The sequence below is a fragment of the Enhygromyxa salina genome (genome assembly GCF_002994615.1).
Classification (GTDB): domain Bacteria; phylum Myxococcota_A; class Polyangia; order Nannocystales; family Nannocystaceae; genus Plesiocystis; species Plesiocystis salina_A.
In genome coordinates this window covers 1-19,141 of the sequence record NZ_PVNK01000072.1, presented here as the reverse complement: position 1 = coordinate 19,141, position 19,141 = coordinate 1, and the positions used below count along the sequence as shown (strand labels likewise).

Genomic DNA, 19,141 nt, shown 5'->3' with positions numbered 1-19,141 from the left:
CACCTCACCCGCGCCGCGAGCGGTCGGCGCGGCGGTAAGTCGGCGCAACCCGCGGTCCAGCAACATTAGCGGCGGCCGCAGCTCCCGTTTACATCGAGCAGCGCGGTCTTAAGCGTCTATGCGAGGCGGGAGGTGAATGATGCGAGTACGATCAATCTGTCTATCCACGGTGAGCACGGTGTTCTTTACCGTCAGCTCGGCGGCGTGTGTCTCGGATTCAGACGACGCGACCGAGTGGCGAGAGGTCGTGGACGCCCTGCCCTCGGGCGTGCCGATCAGCGTCGAGATCACGACGCCAGCCGACAGCACGGTCCTGGCCCCTGGCCCGGTGCAGGTGACCGGCTTTGCGACGATCGGCGAGACCGCGCCGATCGCCGAGACCACCTTGGCGTACGTCGTCGACGTGTCCGGCAGCACCCTGGGAGGCGGAGGCTGTGGCGGCGACCTCAACGGCGACGATCTGGTCGACACCGTGCTCGACTGCGAGATCGCGGCGTTGATCGAGCTCAACAAGCTCGCCGCCGCGAACGGCACGATCGCGGACGTCGGCGCCGCCGTGTTCGGGACCTTCGGCGCGACCGCCGACGTTCAGCCGGGCGGGACCGACAACGATCTCCTGACCGAGCCCGACGCCGACCTCGACATGGACATGGACATCGACATCGACGAGGTCCTGCGCTCGCTGAAGACCGGGCTCGTCGGCGAGTTCACGGACCACGTCGTCGGCGGGGGGACCTCCTACGGCGCAGGCCTCAGCGCGATCGAGCCGGCGCTCTCAGCCAGCACGCAAGCCAACAAGGTGGTCATCTTCGTGTCGGACGGCAACAACAACCTCAGCCCACACATCAACCAGGTCCTGCCCACACTGCCCGCCGACGCGGTCGTCCACACCTTCGCGATCGGGGCCTCCTCGACCTGCGATCCGGTCGTGGTGCTCGGCACCTTGCAGGACATCTCCGACGCGACGGGTGGCAGCTGCACCGAGGTCCCCGACGTCACCGAGCTCCCCGACATCATCCCCTCGGTCGTCGCGGCCGAGCTGATCAGTCTCGAGCTGACGGTCGACGGGAAGCCCGAGCCGATCGACAGCATCGTCCCGGCCTTGCCGCAGGAAGGCCCGGCGATGCTCGCCTACTCCACGCTCGTCGAGGGCCTCACGCCCGGCGTGCATGTGCTGTGTGCGACCGCGGCAGGGGTCGACGTGATCGCGAAGGGGGACGTGACCGAGTGCTCGATGATCCGCGTCACCCGAGCGCCGCCCCCGATGTGACCATGTGACCATGAGACCATGAGACCATGTGAGCGCGGCCGCGGTCACAACAGCGTCACGGTCCAGGTCTCGAACTCGGCGAAGCCGCCGGGCAGCTCGACGCTCCAGGCGATCTGGGTCATGCATGCGCGCAGGCCCTCGTCGTCGGCCGGGGCCTGGCTCAAGGCGACCTCGAGCAGCTCCTGCGAGTGGGTCTCGAGCTGCAGCTGCGCGCGACGACCTGCGCCACCGCAGCGGGCCCAGCCCTCGCGCAGCTCGGCCTCGAGCCAGGCCTGTTTGTCGAAGGCCGCCGGACCGCCGCACCCGCTCACGCTAAAGCCACGAGCCCCTCCGCCCCCCAAGCCAAGCCCGATCCCGCCGCTCTCCCAGGCCTCGAGGCCCTCGGTCGAGGGCCGGACCCCGGGCTCGATCGCGAGGTAGCTGGTCACCGGTGACACCGCGCCGCCGCGCATCGCCAGGGTCATCATCTCGGGCTCGCTGAGCTCCCAGACCAGGCCCGAGCCGAACACCAGCGCCGACCAACGATCCCCCGCCTCGGCGCTGGGCTTGGCGCTGTGGTGGATCGGAGCGTTCCAGGTCACGCCGTCGACGCTCAGCTCGCGCCCGGCCGCGCTCGACAGCTGCAGATCCTCGATGCCCTGACCCTCGGCGAGGCTCGTGTCGTAGTAGACCCACAAATCCGGATCGTCGAGCTCGAGGCCGTCGACGCGGATCGCTAGCTTGTCGACGCGGGTCGGCCGGGCGAGCTCCTCGAACACCGCGAGCCCAGCTTGGCGGCGCTCGTCGTCGCTCCAGGCCTCGGGCGCGGTCCCGGACCAGAGCACGCCCTCGGTCGCCGCGGCCAGCTGCGACCACGGGTGCTGATCGTCGCGCTCGAGCCAGGGCTCGGCGGCCTCGGTCACCCGCGCGAGGTGCAGGATCGCCTCGCTGTGCTCGGCGGTCGCGCGCAGATCCTCGGGCTTGATCCGCGACGCGGTCTCGAGATCCGTCAACATCAAGATCCGCCGGGCCCCGCGTCGCGGCCCGGCGCGGAGCAGCTCGTCGGCCCTGGCCAGCGCGAGTCCGAGCTCGCTGCCGTTTCGGCGCTGGAGGCTCGCGTTGGTCAGCAACTCGATCGCCTGCTTGGCCGAGACGAAGCCAGCTCCCAGCGAGCGGACCTCACGGTCGAAGCTCAGGACCGCGACCTCGGCCCCGAGCGCAGGGTCGGCGAAGTGCTCGAGGTAAGCCAGCGCGGCCTGGCGCTGGGCCGCGAGCTGGTCCTCGTCGATCGAGCGCGAGACGTCGATCATGACCACGACCCGCGCGCGCGTCGGCACCGTCGAGATCTTCGGGGCCAGGGCCAGCTGCCAGTGGGCGAGGTGGCGCTCGCCGGTTGGGATCGACGCGAGCTCGAGCGTGAAGGGATCCGGATCCCGGGGCGCGAGCGCGACCTCGACCGGGTGATCGAGGGTCAGCGCGTGGCCGTTGGCGACGACCTCGCCATCGACGAAGAGCTGATCGAGGGCCTGGGCCGGATCGATCACGAGCTCGGCCGCGAGCGCCGCGCTGCCCATGTCCGGCAGCTCGATCCGCCAGCGCCCGTCCTCCCAGACCGCGGGCATGTCGAGGGTGTACTCGACGCTCTTGTCGGTCCCGGGCGCGACCGGGAACACCTGCAGGGCCAGCGATTGCTGACCCCGCCACGACAGCAGCGCCGGATCCTTGGGGTAGTAGCCGCCGATCCCGGTCAGCTCCTGGTAGCGCGCGGCCGCGGCCTCGGCCTCGAGCAGGTCCCCCGCGAACCACTTGGGCTTGCCCTCGTGCTCGCCGAGCGTGCGCAGCCCGGTCGCGACCGCCGTCCACGGCAGCTCGAGCCAAAACTGAGCCTCGTCGTGGCGCCCGATCCCGTTGTGCACCGTTCGACGCACCCGCAAGCTGGCGTGGCCGCGGTCCATGGTCAGCGCGATCTCATGGCCGCGCTCGACCAGCTGCTCGCCGCCGCGGTTGCCGTAGACAGAGTCGCCGCCGGCCTCGGCGCTGGTGGGCAACAGGGCGAGGGCGGCGGCGGCTGTCAGCGCGCAGCTCAGGGCCACGCGCGCGCTCCTTCGTTGGCTCGGCATGGCCGACACCGACCGCGGCGAGGTGGGGAAGTTCCGAGCGGCTCGGGCTCCGGTGGTTTTTCTCGTATGCTGCTGTCGAGCATCGACATGGGCGAGGCGGACCGAGGCTGGGAGTTCTGGATCGACCGTGGTGGCACCTTCACCGACGTGGTCGCCCGCGATCCCGAGGGCCGGCTCCACACCCACAAGCTGCTGTCCGAGAACCGCGAGCAGTACGAGGACGCGGCGATCGAGGCCATCCGCGTGCTGCTCGGGCTCGGTCCCGAGGCTGCGATCGACGCTGACCAGATCGCGGCGGTCAAGATGGGCACGACGGTCGCAACCAACGCGCTGCTCGAGCGCAAGGGCGCGCGGACCTTGCTGGTCATCAACGCGGGCTTCGGCGACGCCCTCCGGATCGGCTATCAGCATCGTCCGCGGCTGTTCGACCGCCACATCGTGCTGCCGACGATGCTCTACGAGCAGGTCGCCGAGGTCGAGGCGCGCGTCGACGCCCACGGACAGGTCCTCGCGGCCCTCGACCCCGAGCAGGTCCGGGCCGCGCTAACCCCGGCCCGGGCGGCGGGGATCGAGGCCGTGGCGATCGCGCTGATCCACGGCTGGCGCTACCCGGATCAAGAGCGGGCGATCGCGTCGATCGCCCGCGAGCTCGGGTTCTCGCAGATCAGCGTCAGCCACGAGGTCAGCCCGCTCGCCAAGCTCGTCGGGCGCGGCGACACGACCGTGGTCGACGCCTACCTCTCGCCGATCTTGCGCCGCTACGTCGAGCGCGTCGCCACGGAGCTCGGCGAGGTCCGGCTCCAGTTCATGCAGTCGAGCGGCGGCCTGACCGACGCCAAGCTGTTTCAGGGCAAGGACGCGATCCTCTCGGGCCCGGCCGGGGGCATCGTCGGCGCGGTCGCAACCAGCGCGCAGGCGGGCTTTGCCAAGATCGTCGGCTTCGACATGGGCGGGACCTCGACCGACGTCGCGCACTACTCGGGCAGCCTCGAGCGCAGCTTCGAGGCCGAGGTCGCGGGCGTCCGCGTGCGCGCGCCGATGCTCGAGGTCTACACCGTGGCCGCGGGCGGCGGGTCGATCTGTCGGGTCGAGCACGGGCGCTTTCGCGTCGGGCCCGAGTCGGCGGGCGCGGATCCGGGCCCGGCCTGCTACCGACGCGGCGGTCCGCTGACGGTCACCGACTGCAACGTGATGCTCGGCAGGCTCCAGCCCGAGCTGTTCCCGCGCGTGTTCGGCCCGAACGCGAACGACAGCGTCGACCTCGCCCGGGTCCGCGCGCTGTTCGGCGAGCTCGCCGAGGCGCTGTCCGAGGCGACCGGCGTCCGCCGCGAGCCGGTCGAGATCGCCGAGGGCTTCATCGAGATCGCCGTGGCCAACATGGCCGACGCGATCAAGAAGATCTCGACCGAGCGCGGCCACGACCTCGACGACCACGCGCTGTGCTGCTTCGGCGGCGCCGGGGGTCAGCACGCCTGCCTCGTGGCCGACGCGCTCGGGATGCGGACCGTCGTCATTCATCCCTTCGCGGGGGTCCTGTCGGCCTACGGAATGGGGCTCGCAGACGTCCGGGCCCTGCGCGAGCGCTCGCTCGGGGTCGAGCTGCGCGCGACCGAGCTCGCGGCCGCCGACGCGAGCCTCGACGAGCTGTGTCGCTCCGCGACCCACGAGCTGCGCGAGCAGGCGATCGACGACGCCCGGATCACCGAGCTTCGCCGCGCGCACCTGCGCTACGCGGGCAGCGACCGACCGCTGACGATCGACTGGGTCGACGCCGGAGCAGAGCTCGACCGAGCCCAACAAATGCGCGTCGCCTTCGAGGCCGAGCACCGCGAGCGCTACGGCTTCGATCTCCCCGGCGACGCGGTCGTGATCGACGCCCTGCTCGCCGAGGCCATCGGCGCCGGGCGACGCGTCGACGAGCACCTCCCTCCCCGACCCAGCGGGCCCCTCAGCTCCGAGCGCGCGCCGACCCCCGCGACCGAGGTCGAGGCCCGCTTCGCCGCCGAGACCTGCGCCGCGCCGGTCTACCACCGCTCGGCGCTCCGCCCCGGCGAGCGCGTCGACGGCCCGGCGATCATCGCCGAGGCGACCGCGACCACGATCGTCGAGCCCGGCTGGTCCGCGCGGGTCCGCGAGACCGGCGACCTCGTCCTGACCCGGGCGCTGACCCGGCGCCAGCGCAGCTCCAGCGCGAGCGCCGAGCTCGCGCGCCCCGACCCCGTTCGCCTCGAGCTGTTCAACAACCTCTACGGCTCGATCGCCGAGCAGATGGGCGCGACGCTGCGCAACACCGCCCACTCGGTCAACATCAAGGAGCGGCTCGACTTCTCCTGCGCGGTGTTCGACGGCAGCGGCCAGCTCGTCGCCAACGCCCCACACATGCCCGTGCACCTCGGCTCGATGGGCGCGAGCGTGCGGGCGGTGATCGCCAGCCGGGCCACGGCCGCGCGCGGGATCCGGCCGGGCGACAGCTTCGCCGTCAACGCCCCCTACAACGGCGGCACCCACCTGCCCGACGTCACGGTCATCACCCCGGTCTTCATGGACGGCGAGGCCGCGCCCGCGTTCTACGTTGCGAGCCGGGGGCACCACGCCGACATCGGCGGCAAGACGCCGGGCTCGATGCCAGCGGACAGCCGCCACGTCGACGAGGAGGGCGTGCTGTTCGACGACTTCCTGCTCGTCGACGAGGGCCGCCTGCGCCGCGACGCCGTCCGCGAGCAGCTCGCTGCCGGCCCCTGGCCAGCCCGCGACCCCGACCAGAACCTCGCCGACCTCGAGGCCCAGCTCGCGGCCAACCACAAGGGCGTCAACGAGCTGCGCCGGACCGTCGAGCGCTGGACCCTCCCGGTCGTCCGCGCCTACATGGGCCACGTCCGCGACAACGCGGCCAATTCGGTCCGCGAGCTCCTCGCCCGTGGCGAGCACGCGCGGCGCTTCGAGTACGCGATGGACGACGGCAGCGTGATCGTCGTCCGCGTCGACATCGACCCCGACACCCGCAGCTGCCGGGTCGACTTCACCGGCACCTCCGAGCAGCGGCCCAACAACTTCAACGCGCCCTACGCCGTGTGCCAGGCCGCGGTGCTCTACGTGTTTCGGACCCTCGTCGACGCCGAGATCCCGATGAACGAGGGCTGCCTCGACCCCATCGAGCTGATCGTGCCCGAGGGCTGCATGCTCCGGCCGCGCTACCCGGCCGCGGTCGTGGCCGGCAACGTCGAGACCTCGCAGGTCGTCGTCGACGCGCTCTACGGCGCGCTCGGGGTCATGGCCGCGGCCCAGGGCACGATGAACAACCTGACCTTCGGCAACGCGCGGCATCAGTACTACGAGACGGTCTGCGGGGGCTCGGGCGCCGGACCCGACTTCGACGGGACCGACGCGGTCCACACCCACATGACCAACTCGCGGCTGACCGATCCGGAGATCCTCGAGCAGCGCTATCCGGTCGTGCTCGAGTCCTTCGAGATCCGCCGCGGCTCGGGCGGGCGCGGGGCGCAGCGCGGAGGCGACGGCGTTCGTCGGCGGCTGCGCTTTCGTGAGGACATGGAGCTGGTGATCCTCGCCAATCGGCGGCGGATCCCGCCCTATGGGATGGCCGGGGGCGAGCCCGGCGCGGTCGGGCGCAACTGGATCGAGCGCGCCGACGGGAGCGTCGTCGAGCTCGGGTCGACCGACTCGGCGCGGGTCCAAGCTGGCGACTGCTTCGTGCTCGAGACGCCGGGCGGTGGAGGCTGGGGTCCGCCGAAGTTGCCCTCGTTCGAACAGCGCTGACGCGGCGGGGTCAGCCGAGCGCGGGGCTCGGGCTCACCACTCGCCCTGGTTGGCCATCGACGACCAGGGCTCACGCGGAGGCAGCGCGGCGCCGCGCTGCAGCAGCTCGATCGAGATCTGATCTGGCGACCGCACGAAGGCCATGTGCCCGTCTCGCGGCGGACGCAGGATCTCGACGCCCGCGCGCTGGAGCCGCTCGCACACCTCGTAGATGTCATCGACCGCATAGGCGAGGTGGCCAAAGTTGCGCCCGACCGAGTAGGGCTCGTCGTGGTCCCAGTTGTGGGTCAACTCGAGCTCGGGCGCGCCGGCCTCGGTCGCGAGGAAGACCAGCGTGAAGCGCCCGCCCGGGACGTCGCGGCGGCGCTGCTCTTCGAGCCCGAGCAGCGAGAAAAAGGCGAGCGCGGCGTCGAGGTCGCGCACGCGGATCATGGTGTGCAGGTACTCGAGGGCCATGGCCCGACGAGCCTACATCAACAAATGAGGAAGTGGAGACTACTGAGGCAGGTGGGTCGCTTCGTTGTCCTCGGTCTGCTCTTCGCCGGCCTCTTCGCTCTGCTCCTCTTCTTCGCCCGCTTCTTCCTGCTCCGCTTCGCCGCCCTCTTCGCCGCCCTCTTCGCCGGCCTCTTCGCCGCCATGCTCAGCGGCCTCCTCGCCGTCGTGTTCCTCGTCGCTGGCCTCGGGCTCGGCCTCCTCGACCATGACCCCAGCCTCTGGCGGGTTCGTGCGTCCGTCGGGCGGCTCGACCTCCGCCGTCTCGCCCTTCCCCGCGGCGCCGCCCGGGTCGGCAGCCGCCTTGGCCTCGGCCTGCGCGGCCTTTTGCGCCGCACGCTGCTGCGCGCGCTGCTCGGCCCGGGTCTTGGCTTGCTTCTGGCGAGACTCTCGCTTCTCTCGCAGCCGCTCCTGGCGAGACTTGGACTTGACCCCGCGGAAGCGGCGATGCTTGAAGTTGCCCTCGAGCACCATCCCCATCCAGCCCTCGTCGGGCGGATCCATCTTGACCTTGGGGCTGGCGGTCAAGACCAAGAGATCCACGTTGGTGTCGCGCTCGCGCAGGCCGGGATCGATGAACACCTTGACCAGCAGGTTGAGCCGCGAGTTGGCGATTGGGTCCTTGAATTCGATGTCGCCGGAGATCTTGAAGATGATGTCGTCGCTCTGGGTGCCGAATTCTTCGGCCACGGCCTTGCCGTCGACGATCTCGAGCACGCCGTCGAGGGTGCCCAGATCGATCTCGGGGATCGTCACGCCCTTGGACAACATGCTGGTCTTCTTGGCCCCGGGCACGAACAGCTTGGTCTCGCCGTCACCGACGGTGCACGAGTAGCAGTGAACCTCGAGCCGCCCGCTCGACTTGGCCCACTCGTTGCCCGGCGCGGTGATGTCGACGTCGAGGGTGAAGATGCCGCGGACCGGGGCGTTGACGGCGTCCTGGAGCTTGGGCACGCCGTAGAGCGGCAGCTCCTCGATCGAGAAGCCGACGTGGGCCTCGTCCTCGCTCTCGTAGTAGGCGCCCGCGATCCGGCCCTCGTCCATCGTGCCCTCGAACTCGACGTCGATCGTCTCGAGCAGGAGGTACTTGAAGACCGAGAAGCTGACGTCGAGCTCCTCGATCACGAAGGGCACGGGGGTCGAGTCGGGCCGGCTCGGGTTGAAGCTCCACACGACCTGCTCGAGCGTCGCCGAGCCCCACGGGCGGATCGAGATGTCCTCGACCGAGACGTTGAAGCCGGCCTTGCGCGCCTCGTGGGAGATCCGCCAGGCGATCGAGCGGGTCGGGAGGCTGACCCAGGCCGAGACCAAGAACACGATGAACAGCGCGGCGGCCCAGGCCGCGACCCGGCCGAGCTTGCGACCGAGCGCGCGCAGGTCGAAGCCCATGCCGCCGGGGGTCAGGCCGCCGGCCAGGCTCGCGCTCGGGCGCAGGCCGGAGCCGCTCATGCTCGTCATCGAAGCGCCCGCCGGCGGCGCGACGGGCACGTCGTCGAGCGAAGGGAGCTGCGGGAGGTCGGCGCCGAGATCGCTGGAGCCCGGGGGTTCGAGATGATCACTCATGGCTCAGCCTCCTTCTTCTTCTTCCTCGCCCTCGGGCGTGACGCGCTCCCAGGTCCCGAGGATCACGTTGACGTTGAGACGGTCTTCGCTCGCGCTGGGTGAGCGTATCGTCAACTCCTGGGTCAGGACCACGTGCTCGTCCTTGCTCTCGACGGTGCTGAGGAATTTGGTCAGCTGCGCGAGCGAGACGCCGCGCAGGTCGAATTCGTAGGTCCGCATCTGGAGCCCGGGGCCGACCTCGACGGCGGGCTTCTCGGCCTGGTTCGAGACCGTGACCTCGGCGATCGTCTGGGCCTCCTCGACCAGGGTGCTGAACAGCAGCGGGGTCGAGGGGATCTTCTGCTGCTGCTCGGCCTTGCCCTTGAGCTTCTCCTGGTAGGAGGGCCCGAAGGTCCGGGTCATGTCGAGGCCCGCGCGCAAGTCGGAGATCTCTTCGTCGATCTCCGAGAGCTTCTTGTAGCGCATGAACATCATCAAGGCGGTGCCGAGGAAGAAGAACACCCCGACCAGCGCCATGACCAGGACGCGCTCGCGCGGCTGGAGCCGCTCCCAGAAGTTGGTCCCTTTGTGCTTGGCATCAACCTTCGCCATCTTCGCCGATCCCTTCCACCGCGATGCTGCCCCGGTAGCAATTGTGGTCGATCGACATCTCGAAAGACTTGCGATCGTTGCGGTCCTTGACCATGCCCTTGGTGATGCCGCGGACGCAGGCGACCTGATCGAGCTTGACGCCGAGTCGGTCCTGAGCCGTGGCCCGGGTCGCCGAGAGGTTGAGCTCGATCTTGAGGTCGCGGATCTCGAGGCTCGCGAAGAGCAGCTCGTCGTCGGCGAGGATCCCGGCGTTGGAGTCGGCGACCGGCGCGGGCCCGGCCTCGCCCTCCCCCTCGCCCTCAGCAACCGGCGGGGCCCCAGCCGGCGGGCCGCCGGTCGTTGGGTCGTTGGGGAAGATCGGGTTGCCCGAGGGATCGAGGGGGACGACGGAGCCGTCGGGTCCGATGATCGCGGTCGCGCCGTCGGGCCCAGCGCCGGTCGTGTAGCCCGGCGGCAGCTCGGCACCCGGAGCGCCGTTCGGACCGAGCGCGGCGACCTTCGGCGTCGCGGCCTTGGTCACCATCTCCAGGATCTCGAGCGCGCCGCGTTCGGGGATCTGGCTGGCCACGTTGCCGCCCTCGACCTCGTCGAGCTTGGCCCGAACGGCCGCGCTCGAGTCGAGCGCGGCGCTGAACACCGCGAGGGTCTCGGCCTCGAGCTCGGCGCCGTAGGCGTCACGCTCGCGCTCGGCGGCCTTGATCCGGACCATGGTGTCGACGCCCGCGAAGGCCAAGATCGCAATCCCGAGCGCGGCGACCGTCGAGAAGTGCTGCTGAAACCACGCCCCCTCGCCACCGCCGCTGTCGAAGGAGTCGTGGAGCTGGATCAGCGGCCGCCGTGCGGTTGCGACCGCGGTCCCGAGCGCGATCAGCGAGCGCGTCCAGTCGCGGCCTTGGACCTGACGCAGGGCGCCGCTCTCCTTGGGCGCGACCTGGCCGGTCTCGAGCCCGGTCTCGCTTGCGAGCCAGCGGTCGAGCCCGCGCAGCCCCGCGACGCCGCCGGACAGGCGCAGCTCGACGACCTGGCAACCAAACTCGGCCTTGAGCCACTGCCGCGTATGCTCGATCTCCCGCAGCAAGGGCTGCATCGCCCGGCGCACGTGGGGGTCGTCGATGTTGCCGTCGCGCTCGAGCGCGACCTCGGCCGCGGCCGCGTCGAGGCCCCAGGCCTTCTTGAGATCCCGCAGCAGCTGACGGCCGCCGCGACGCATGCTCCGCGCGGCCAGCGGTCCGTCGTTGCCGAGCGCGACCAGCTCGGTGCTCTTGTGGCCAAAGTCGACGATCAAGCTGACCGGCTGGATCTCGGCCGCGGTCCCGACCGGCAGCGCCGGGACCGGGGTGCTGGCCAGGGCCTGGGCGATCGCGAGGGCGCCGGTCGTGATCAGCTTGAGGTCGACCTCGGCGAGCTGAAGGCGCGCGCTGACGTGCTCGATGGTCGTGCGCTTGGCCGCGACGACCAGCGCGCGCCCGCGACCATCGCCGCGCTTGATCGTGAGGTGGTCGGTCCCGAGCTCCTCGATCGGGACCGGAAATTGGCCGTCGAGCTCGAAGTTGATCGCCTGGGCGATCTGGCGCGGGTCCTCGAAGGGGAAGCTCAGCACGCGGTAGCTCCCGGACCCGCCGGGCAGCGCGACGCCGGTCGGCAGGTGCCGAAGCCCGCGCTCCTTGAGCATGCGCAGGGCCGTGTCGATCGCCGCGTCGAGCGGCTCGACCTTGGCCTCGCCAGTCTCCCGGCTCTTGCTCGGCCGGACCTCCTGCTCCCAGATATGCATGACCTGGGCGCCGCGCAAGCCCGCCGCAACCACGGCGACCTTGACCTTGCGGTTTCCCAAATCGATTCCGACGAACTTCTGGGCCATGGAGTCTCGCTCAATCCTCTCGGTAGTAGAGCCACGCGCCCTTGCCCGCGCTCTGGCTGCGTGCGTACTGAATGTCGTAGACCGCGGTCAGGCGCTTGCGCACGCTGCCGACGGTGGTGATGACCTCGATCCGGTAGATCCGCTCGGGCTCGACGGTCGCGACGTCCTTGAGCCCGCCCCAGGTCTGGCCGTTGCGGCTGCCGCCGTTGACCCGGACCTCCATGCCATCGGGCACCTTGGGCAGGTTGGCGGCGTAGTCGTTGTCGCTCTCGTCACCGAGCAGCGTCAGCGGGTTGACGAACTGATCGGGCTTGGCGACCAGGTCCTTGAAGTCTTCGAGCTTCTGGAACAGGTTGAACTCGCGCGACTCGATCACGAAGTTCGACAGCGGCATCGTCATGAGCAAGAAGTTGTCGCCCTCGGTCTTCCACCGGTCCGCGCCCGAGACCGCGTGGCGCAGGACCTGGGCGATCTGCTCGGGGCTCGCGAAGTTGAGGTTGACCTTGCAGCCGCCGTAGACCGTGAGCTCGCTGCCAAACGCCGCCATCCAGTCGTCGTCGACGGCCTCGACGAGGTGGAGCTCGAGGATCGAGTCGAGCCGCGAGTCGCGGGACTGGTAGGGGTCGTGGAGCTCGGTGTAGCCGTAGCGCTCGTCCTGCGAGCTCTGGCGGAGGCGGTAGGCGTCGAAGCGCTTGGTGTCGTCGTCGATGTAGTCGACGATCGCCTGGAGCACGTGCTGGCGGTTGTAGCGCTCGCCGTCGCTCTTCTCCTCGTCGAACAACGGGTCGTAGAGCTTGGGCAGCATCAGCGCCTCGAGGGTCTCGGTGACCCGGGCGCGCGGGGTGTTCTCGCCGTCCTTCTCGATTGCGAGGCAATTGACGTTGAGCTTGCCGCTCTCGGCCTCGAGCCGGACCTCGAAGCTGCCGCCGCCGTCGAGCGCGAGCTCGTTGAGCGCGGTGGTGTCGACCCCGACGAGCGCGCCGAGGCCCTCGGCCCCGTCCTCGGTCCCGAAGATCGACATCAGGTAGGGCGCGAGCATCGTGATGTCCATCGCGCCCATCATGTCGCGGAACTGCTTTTGGTTGAACACCATCCGCTGGAGCTCGAACATCAGGACGGACAGCTGCATCGCGCCGCGCTGGACCGCGCGGGCCCGGACCTCGTCACCATGGTTGACCGCGGCCTGCCAGTCGACGCGAGCCTTGTAATTGAACGAGGCCGTAAACGGAAACAAGATCGCGAGCGCGATCAGGACCATGAGGATGGCGACGCCCTCCTGGCCCCGGCGGCCGAGGTTTTTCTTACTCGAGCCCCGACTCGGACCGCGCTCGGCTCCCCCCCCGCGCGCTCCGACACCCTCGCTTCGCTCGGGCCCAAGGTCCTGGCTCGAATTGGGGTTTGTGGCCGCCATCACTTACCCAGGTCGATCTTTTCCTGCATCGGCAGGGTCGTTTGAGTGACGAAGTACTGGATCTCGTTGTCCTCGCCCTTGATGCCCATCTTGATCTCGACCCGCGGCGGCAGGCGATCGGGCTGCTGATCGATGGCGGTGGTCCGCCACTCATCGAGCCAGTCTTCGCGGGAGGGATCCCAGTAGCGAAACTCGAGGCTCTCGACGTCCTCGCACATCACGTAGGCCGGGGCGTAGCGGCGCAGATCCTCGGGCAGGTCGCCCGTCAGGCGGCGGGTCTCGCGGCGATACAGGTGGGTGCGCTTGCTGTCCTCGGCGTCTTCGGCCAGGAAGTACTGGATCACCGTCTGATCGCTCTCGTTGGCGTCACGACGGATCCGGAGGTGGGCGAAGCTCGAGAAGGTCAGGCTGTCGCCGCTGGTGCTCGAGCGGCCCTCGAACAGGGTGTAGTGGCGGGTCTCCTCGGGCCGGCGATTGAACGAGAGGTACGCGCTCGAGATCTCGGCCGACATCCGATCCATCGAATTGCGGATCGTCGAGTAGCGCTCCTGGACCTCCTCGGTCACCTCGGTCGCGGTGATCGTGGCCGAGAAGCTGCGCCAGACCCCGAACATCATCATACTGACGATCGCCATCGCGACGAGGATCTCGACCATCGTCATGCCGCGCGTGCGAGCTCGCCCGAGGACCATCAGTTGCCCCCCATGTTGAGGCCGCCGCTGGACGAGCCTCCGCGGCTCGGGGGCAACATCCCGCCGCTGCCGGTTCCGGTCGCGCTGCTGCCCGAGGTCCCCTCTTCGCTGGCGCCCGAGTCATCGTCTTCGTCGCTAAACTCGCCGCCGGCTCCGGGCAGGTTCTGGAGCGCCGTCGGGTCGGTCCAGAAGGTCTGAATCGTGAATTCCTGCTCGATCGTGCCCTGCTCCCAGCTGAGCGTGCAGTCGACCTTGCGGATCGAGTTCTCGATCGCGGCCTTGACGATCGGCCAGACCAGGCCGAGCGCACCAAAGGCCTGATCGCCCGCGTCGACCATGTTGTCGTCGCTCGCGCCCGAGGCCTCGTCGGCGCCCTCCTTCGACTCGATCAGCTGGTTGTACTCGGGCAGCTCGATGAAGTGGACCGTGCACAGCCAGTCGATGTCGTCGTAGCCCTCGTCGCTGAAGTCGCCCTCGAACTCGACGTCGGAGCTGACCCAGCCCTCTTCGCGGTGCTTGAACTCGAGCTCGACGATCTGGCGCTCGGCGAGCAGCGCGACGGCCGTGATGTCGCGGGCGTAGCTGGTCGCGGCCATGCTGTTCATCTGCGAGTTCATCAGCGAGCTCAGCGAGACGGCCAGGATCGCGAGGGCGATCAGGACCTCGAGCAGCGTGAACCCGGTCTGCCCGAGGGTCTGCGGGGCCGGGCGCGGCGGCGGCGGCGGCGGGCGACCCGGCATCAAAAGCCCCTCCGCTCGATCTTGTCGCCGAGGTCGTCCTCGACGTCGTCGACGATCTGGGGCAGCTCGAGATCGATGATCCCCGACTCGACCCTGACCTTGCCCGTGAGCGGCTGAACCAAGATCGTGTACTCGATGTCGTCCTCGCCGATGACGCGCTCGCGCAGCTTGGGCTTGCCCTTGAGCTGGATCGCGGCGAGCTGGGTCTGGCCGCGGGGGAAGAAGTACAGATCGGCCTCGCCCTCGGTGATCGGCTCGGGGTCGGCATCGGTCTGGACGCTGAGGATCTCGACGCCGTCGGGGAACTCGATCGGCTGGCCGAGATCCCCGAGGGTCGCGTCGGCCTCGAAGGCCTCGAACAGCGGCGGGCGCTGGCGCGGGACCTCTTTTTTCTGGACCGAGTAGGGATCGAAGGGGTCGTCGCTGCTGCCCGCGCCCATGACCGCCGCGGCGATCGAGCTGTAGTAGGCCTCGGCCGCCTGCTGATCGCGCTGGGTCTGATCCTCGACGGTCTTGGCGTCGCGGACGAGGAGCTCGCCGTCGCGGGTCGTCGACGGCAGGTACATGGCCTCCTCGGCCCGCTGGAGGTGGAAGCTGCGGTGCTCGAAGTCGACGTGGATGCGGTAGTAGGCCCCCGTGAACCGGGCCCGGTCGTAGGCGAAGCGGATCGTCGCGGCCAGCTGATTGGTGCTGCGCACGACCTCGGCCTGGTTGGCCGCGCCCATGCTCATCGACGCCGACCACATGATCAGGCCAACGATCAGCAGCACGACGAGGATCTCGATCAGCGTCATGCCACGCTGAAGGCTCCTGTGGCCCGGACGCCTGGCCCCCTGGGCGAGGCGCCCGAGGAGCCAATCTGTGATCGAGGTCCTCATCGTCCAATCACGCGGTCACCCGGGTCGGATCAATCGTCCTCTTCTTCTTTGTCGGTGCCCTCGTCCCACGAGTTGATGTCGTCTTCGGTGTCGAACTCGCGGTCCTCACCTGCGGACGAGATGTCGGCGGCGCTGTGCTCGCCCGGGCACTTGATCACGTAGTCGCTGCCCCACGGATCCTTGGTGACCTTCTTGATGATCCCGGCGGCCTTGAGGTCCTGGGTCGTCTTCGGGCACTTGTTCTTCTGGAGCTGATACATCTCGATGCTCTGGGCCAAGGTCGCGATGTCGTTGTGCGCGGTCGCGACCTTGGAGTCCTTGAGCTGCGAGAACGCGGCGATCGAGATCGCGCCGACGATGAGGCCGATGATCGCGAGCACGACGAGGATCTCGATCAGCGTCATGCCGCGGGTCCCGCGGGCCGCCGCAATCCGACGGACCCGGCGGGCCCGCGCCGCGGCCGAGGTGAGCTCCTCGTCGAGGAGCGCAGGGGCCGGCTTCTGGGTGGGGGGTGCTTCGGTGTTCATCTGTGTGTCTCGCTTGGCGATTGGGCTGGTGGAAGATCGTGGCAAGTTCGAGCCGGGATGCAAGTTCACTGCGCGCCCATTTGGCTCATCTGGATAATCGGCGTCATGATCGCGAACACGATGAAGCCCACGCTGCCACCCATTGCGACGATCATGATCGGCTCGAGCACGGCCGTCGTGCGGGTGATCGCGGCGGTCGCCTCGCGGTCGTAGGCGTTGGCGAGATCGGTCAGCATCTGCTCGAGCTGACCGGAGCGCTCACCGACGGCGATCATGTGGGTCACGAGCGGCGGAAACTGGCCGCTGCGCTTGAGCGCAAGCGCGATGCCAGCGCCCTCTCGGATCTCGTCGCGGGCCCGGGTCAGGACCTTCTCGAGCACCACGTTGCCGAGCAGGCTGCGGACGATGTCGAGGGCCGCGAGCAGCTGGACCCCGCTCGCGAGCATGGTCGCGAGGGTGCGGGCGAAGCGGGCCACGGCGATCTTGCGCGCGAGCTCGCCGATGACCGGCAGCCCGAGCACGAAGCGGTCGACCGTCTCCCGGCCCTTGGGTGTGGCGCGCCAGCGGCGAAAGCCGTACACGGCGCCGACCAACATCAAGATGATCAGCCACCAGTAGCCGCTGACAACGCCGGACGCGGCGATCAGCGTGCGCGTCGTGAACGGCAGCTCGGCGCCCTGGCCCTCGAACATCTGGGCGATGTCGGGCACGACCTTGACCATCAACAAGGTCACGACGCCGACGCCGACGAGGCCCATCGCGACGGGGTAGAGCATCGCGGTCATGACCTTGCCGCGCAGCTCGTCTTGCTGATCCATGAAGTCGGCGATCCGGATCAGCACGGTCTCGAGCGAGCCCGAGGCCTCGCCCGCGCGGACCATGTTGATGTAGAGCTTGCTGAAGACCTTGGGGTGGCCGGACATCGCGTCGGCCAGCGAGGAGCCCTCGTTGACCTTGCTGCCGATGTCGGACAGCACGTTCTTGAAGCGCGGGCTCTCGACCTGATCGGTCAAGGCGATCAGCGCCTCGGGCAGGGTCACGCCCGCGCACAAGAGCGTGCTCATCAAGCGCGTGACCCCGGCGACGTCCTTGGGCTGGATGCGATCGAAGAGCTGGCCGAGATCGATCTCGCGGCTGCCGACGCTCCCGCTCGCGCCACCGCTGCTCGCGCCGCCCCCGGCGGCCTCGGTGACCGCCGTCAGGTACACGCCCTGGCGCTTGAGCAGGGCCTTGAGCGCGGCCACGCTGTCGGCGGTCTCGATGCCCTTGATGGTCTTCCCGGCCGGGTTGAGTCCGGTGTAGGCGTAGGCGGGCACGGCTTGTTCAGGCCTCCTCCGCGGTCACACGCATGACCTCGTCGATCGTGGTGATCCCCGACAGGACCTTGTGGGCGCCGTCGTCACGCAGCGTCCGCAGGCCCTGGGCGATCGCGGCGCGCTTGATCTCGGCGCCGCTGGCGTTGCGAATCGCGAGGCGGCGGATCTCCTCGGTCACGGACAAGATCTCGTAGACGCCGGTCCGGCCCCGGTAGCCGGTCCCGTTGCACTTGTCGCAGCCCTCGGCGGCCCACAGGGTGCCAAGCGGCGGCAGCTCGTAGCCGTCCGGCGCCACGATCGGCATCGGCGCGTCGTGGGCGTCGCGGACCGGGACCTTGAGGGCCGGCTCGCCCGCGTAGAAGGCCTCGGGGATGATGCCCATCTCCTCGAGCTCCTTGGGGTCGGGCGCGACGGCCTTGCAGCACAGCGGACAGACCCGCCGGATCAGCCGCTGGGCCTGGAGCGCGACGAGCGAGCTCGCAACCAAGAAGGGCTGGACGCCCATGTCGACGAGGCGGGTGATGCCCGTGGCCGCGTCGTTGGTGTGGATCGTCGACAAAACCAGGTGACCGGTGAGCGAGGCCTGAATCGCGATCTCGGCGGTCACGAGGTCGCGGATCTCGCCGACCATGATCACGTCGGGGTCGTGGCGCAGGAACGAACGCAGCCCGCGGGCGAAGGTCAGCTCGATCTGGGCGTTGACCTGGACCTGCGAGATGCCCGGGAGCTGGAACTCGACCGGGTCCTCGACGGTGAGGATGTTGAGGTCGGGGGTGTTGATCTCGGACAGGGCCGAGTAGAGCGTGGTCGTCTTACCCGAGCCGGTCGGGCCGGTGACCAGGAAGATCCCGTGCGGTCGGTTGATGGTCTCGCGCACGATCCGGAGGTGGTCGGGCGCGATCCCGATCGAGTCGAGATCGAGGGAGACCGCCGACTTGTCGAGCAGGCGGATCGTGATGCGCTCGCCGTGGGCGACCGGGGCCGTGGCCACGCGCATGTCGACCTCTTTGCCGGCGATCTTGCGCCGGATCCGGCCGTCCTGGGGCAGGCGCTTCTCGGCGATGTTGAGCCCGGCCATGATCTTGACGCGGGCGATGATGCTCGACAGGTGGCCCTTGGGCGCGCGGCGGACCTCCTTGAGCACGCCGTCGACCCGGTAGCGGACGACGACGTCCTTGTCGCCGGGCTCGATGTGGATGTCGGAGGCCTTGGACTTCGAGGCGTTGAAGATCAGCGAGTTGACGAAGCGGATGATCGGCGCGTCCTCGGCCGAGGCGTGGAGGATGTCCTCGTCCTCCTCGCCGTAGTCGCTCTCCTTCTTCTCGAGGTCGACGTCCTTGGTCCGCTTCGAGTAGGTCTTGTTGATGAGCTCGAGGACCCGGGTCTTGGTCGTGAGCCAGACCTCGACCTCGGCGTCGTAGACCGTCGAGAGGTCGTCGAGCTCGTCGAGGCGCAGGGGGTCGGCGGCGAGGACGTCGAGGCGGTCGTCGTCGCGATCGAGGCGCCAGGGCAGGACCAGGTTGCCGCGGGCGTAGCCGATCGGCAGCTGCTCGACGAGCTCGTCCTCGATGTCCTCGTCGCTGAGCTCGGTGTTGACCGGCAGCGCGAACTGGCGGGCGAGCGCGGCGACGATGTCTTTCTCCTGGCAGTGGTCGAGGCGGACGAGGGTCTCGCCCACCCGCTCGCCCTCGAGGTGCTGAGCCGAGAGCGCCTCGGCGAGCTGCTCGGGGCGGATCGCCCCGGCCTCGAGCAGGAGCTCGCCGATCGGTCGGCGCTCGAGATCGAAGCTCGGCCCTGGCGCGACCTCCGGAGCCGCCGGAGCCGGGGCTGCCGGAGCCGCCTGAGCCGGAGCCGCCTGAGCCGCCGGGTCTGGGACATGGCTCGGTGGCGGAGGCGGCGGCTGGGAGGCGCGCGGAGGGGGCGGGGG

14 protein-coding genes are annotated in these 19,141 nt (G+C 69.5%); 2 read left to right on the top strand and 12 right to left on the bottom strand.

Features of this window, described 5'->3' with window-relative positions; genetic code table 11:
• The first annotated feature begins 178 nt into the window (after positions 1-178).
• A complete protein-coding gene (locus tag ENSA5_RS06895; protein WP_146155404.1) occupies positions 179-1,270 on the top strand; it encodes a vWA domain-containing protein in 1,092 nt (363 codons plus the stop codon).
• 44 nt (positions 1,271-1,314) lie between these two features.
• Here the strand turns inward: ENSA5_RS06895 and ENSA5_RS06890 are convergent, their stop codons facing one another.
• The gene (locus ENSA5_RS06890) at positions 1,315-3,342 is read right to left on the bottom strand and encodes a vWA domain-containing protein (RefSeq protein ID WP_181197457.1); all 2,028 of its coding nucleotides are present in this window, start codon (positions 3,340-3,342) and stop codon (positions 1,315-1,317) included.
• 114 nt (positions 3,343-3,456) lie between these two features.
• On the opposite strand from ENSA5_RS06890, the gene ENSA5_RS06885 reads away from it, so the two are divergent.
• Positions 3,457-7,146: a hydantoinase B/oxoprolinase family protein gene (locus ENSA5_RS06885; RefSeq protein ID WP_106390853.1), complete on the top strand. Its 3,690-nt coding sequence runs from the start codon at positions 3,457-3,459 to the stop codon at positions 7,144-7,146.
• Positions 7,147-7,179: 33 nt separating this feature from the next.
• Here the strand turns inward: ENSA5_RS06885 and ENSA5_RS06880 are convergent, their stop codons facing one another.
• The 11 genes from ENSA5_RS06880 to ENSA5_RS06830 form a co-directional block, all read right to left on the bottom strand.
• Entirely contained in the window at positions 7,180-7,602 is a 423-nt protein-coding gene (locus ENSA5_RS06880; protein WP_106390831.1) for a VOC family protein, read from the bottom strand.
• 39 nt (positions 7,603-7,641) lie between these two features.
• Complete coding sequence (gene gspN / locus ENSA5_RS06875; RefSeq protein ID WP_106390830.1) at positions 7,642-9,201, bottom strand: type II secretion system protein GspN; 1,560 nt, start codon at positions 9,199-9,201, stop codon at positions 7,642-7,644.
• A 3-nt stretch (positions 9,202-9,204) separates the two neighbouring features.
• A complete protein-coding gene (locus ENSA5_RS06870) occupies positions 9,205-9,792 on the bottom strand; it encodes a hypothetical protein (protein ID WP_106390829.1) in 588 nt (195 codons plus the stop codon).
• The gene (gene pilM, locus ENSA5_RS06865; protein WP_106390828.1) at positions 9,779-11,650 is read right to left on the bottom strand and encodes a pilus assembly protein PilM; all 1,872 of its coding nucleotides are present in this window, start codon (positions 11,648-11,650) and stop codon (positions 9,779-9,781) included. The genes ENSA5_RS06870 and pilM overlap by 14 nt, the downstream gene beginning before the upstream one ends.
• A 10-nt stretch (positions 11,651-11,660) precedes the next feature.
• Entirely contained in the window at positions 11,661-12,908 is a 1,248-nt protein-coding gene (locus tag ENSA5_RS06860; protein ID WP_181197456.1) for a type II secretion system protein GspK, read from the bottom strand.
• Between the two features lie 152 nt (positions 12,909-13,060).
• Complete coding sequence (locus tag ENSA5_RS06855) at positions 13,061-13,753, bottom strand: type II secretion system protein GspJ (protein WP_106390852.1); 693 nt, start codon at positions 13,751-13,753, stop codon at positions 13,061-13,063.
• On the bottom strand, positions 13,753-14,493 hold the full coding sequence (locus ENSA5_RS06850) for a type IV pilus modification PilV family protein (RefSeq protein WP_106390826.1): 741 nt from the start codon (positions 14,491-14,493) through the stop codon (positions 13,753-13,755). The genes ENSA5_RS06855 and ENSA5_RS06850 overlap by 1 nt, the downstream gene beginning before the upstream one ends.
• The gene (locus tag ENSA5_RS06845) at positions 14,493-15,371 is read right to left on the bottom strand and encodes a pilus assembly FimT family protein (protein WP_106390825.1); all 879 of its coding nucleotides are present in this window, start codon (positions 15,369-15,371) and stop codon (positions 14,493-14,495) included. The genes ENSA5_RS06850 and ENSA5_RS06845 overlap by 1 nt, the downstream gene beginning before the upstream one ends.
• A gap of 29 nt (positions 15,372-15,400) precedes the next feature.
• Positions 15,401-15,898 (bottom strand): type II secretion system protein GspG, encoded by a 498-nt coding sequence (locus tag ENSA5_RS06840; RefSeq protein WP_106390824.1) that lies wholly within the window; start codon positions 15,896-15,898, stop codon positions 15,401-15,403.
• 65 nt (positions 15,899-15,963) lie between these two features.
• Complete coding sequence (gene gspF / locus ENSA5_RS06835) at positions 15,964-17,214, bottom strand: type II secretion system inner membrane protein GspF (RefSeq protein ID WP_106390823.1); 1,251 nt, start codon at positions 17,212-17,214, stop codon at positions 15,964-15,966.
• Positions 17,215-17,221: 7 nt separating this feature from the next.
• Positions 17,222-19,141, bottom strand: a 1,920-nt coding sequence (locus ENSA5_RS06830; protein ID WP_258182769.1) for a GspE/PulE family protein, incomplete at its 5' end; no start/stop codon positions are given.

Excerpts from the sequence above, each read along its gene's own strand:
- ENSA5_RS06845 (WP_106390825.1), bottom strand. The coding sequence starts at position 15,371 with ATGAGGACCTCGATCACAGATTGGCTCCTCGGGCGCCTCGCCCAGGGG.
- pilM (WP_106390828.1), bottom strand. The coding sequence starts at position 11,650 with ATGGCCCAGAAGTTCGTCGGAATCGATTTGGGAAACCGCAAGGTCAAG.
- ENSA5_RS06850 (WP_106390826.1), bottom strand. The coding sequence starts at position 14,493 with ATGCCGGGTCGCCCGCCGCCGCCGCCGCCGCGCCCGGCCCCGCAGACC.
- ENSA5_RS06840 (WP_106390824.1), bottom strand. The coding sequence starts at position 15,898 with ATGAACACCGAAGCACCCCCCACCCAGAAGCCGGCCCCTGCGCTCCTC.
- ENSA5_RS06870 (WP_106390829.1), bottom strand. The coding sequence starts at position 9,792 with ATGGCGAAGGTTGATGCCAAGCACAAAGGGACCAACTTCTGGGAGCGG.
- ENSA5_RS06860 (WP_181197456.1), bottom strand. The coding sequence starts at position 12,908 with ATGGTCCTGATCGCGCTCGCGATCTTGTTTCCGTTTACGGCCTCGTTC.
- ENSA5_RS06855 (WP_106390852.1), bottom strand. The coding sequence starts at position 13,753 with ATGGTCCTCGGGCGAGCTCGCACGCGCGGCATGACGATGGTCGAGATC.
- ENSA5_RS06880 (WP_106390831.1), bottom strand. The coding sequence starts at position 7,602 with ATGGCCCTCGAGTACCTGCACACCATGATCCGCGTGCGCGACCTCGAC.
- ENSA5_RS06885 (WP_106390853.1), top strand. The coding sequence starts at position 3,457 with ATGGGCGAGGCGGACCGAGGCTGGGAGTTCTGGATCGACCGTGGTGGC.
- gspN (WP_106390830.1), bottom strand. The coding sequence starts at position 9,201 with ATGAGTGATCATCTCGAACCCCCGGGCTCCAGCGATCTCGGCGCCGAC.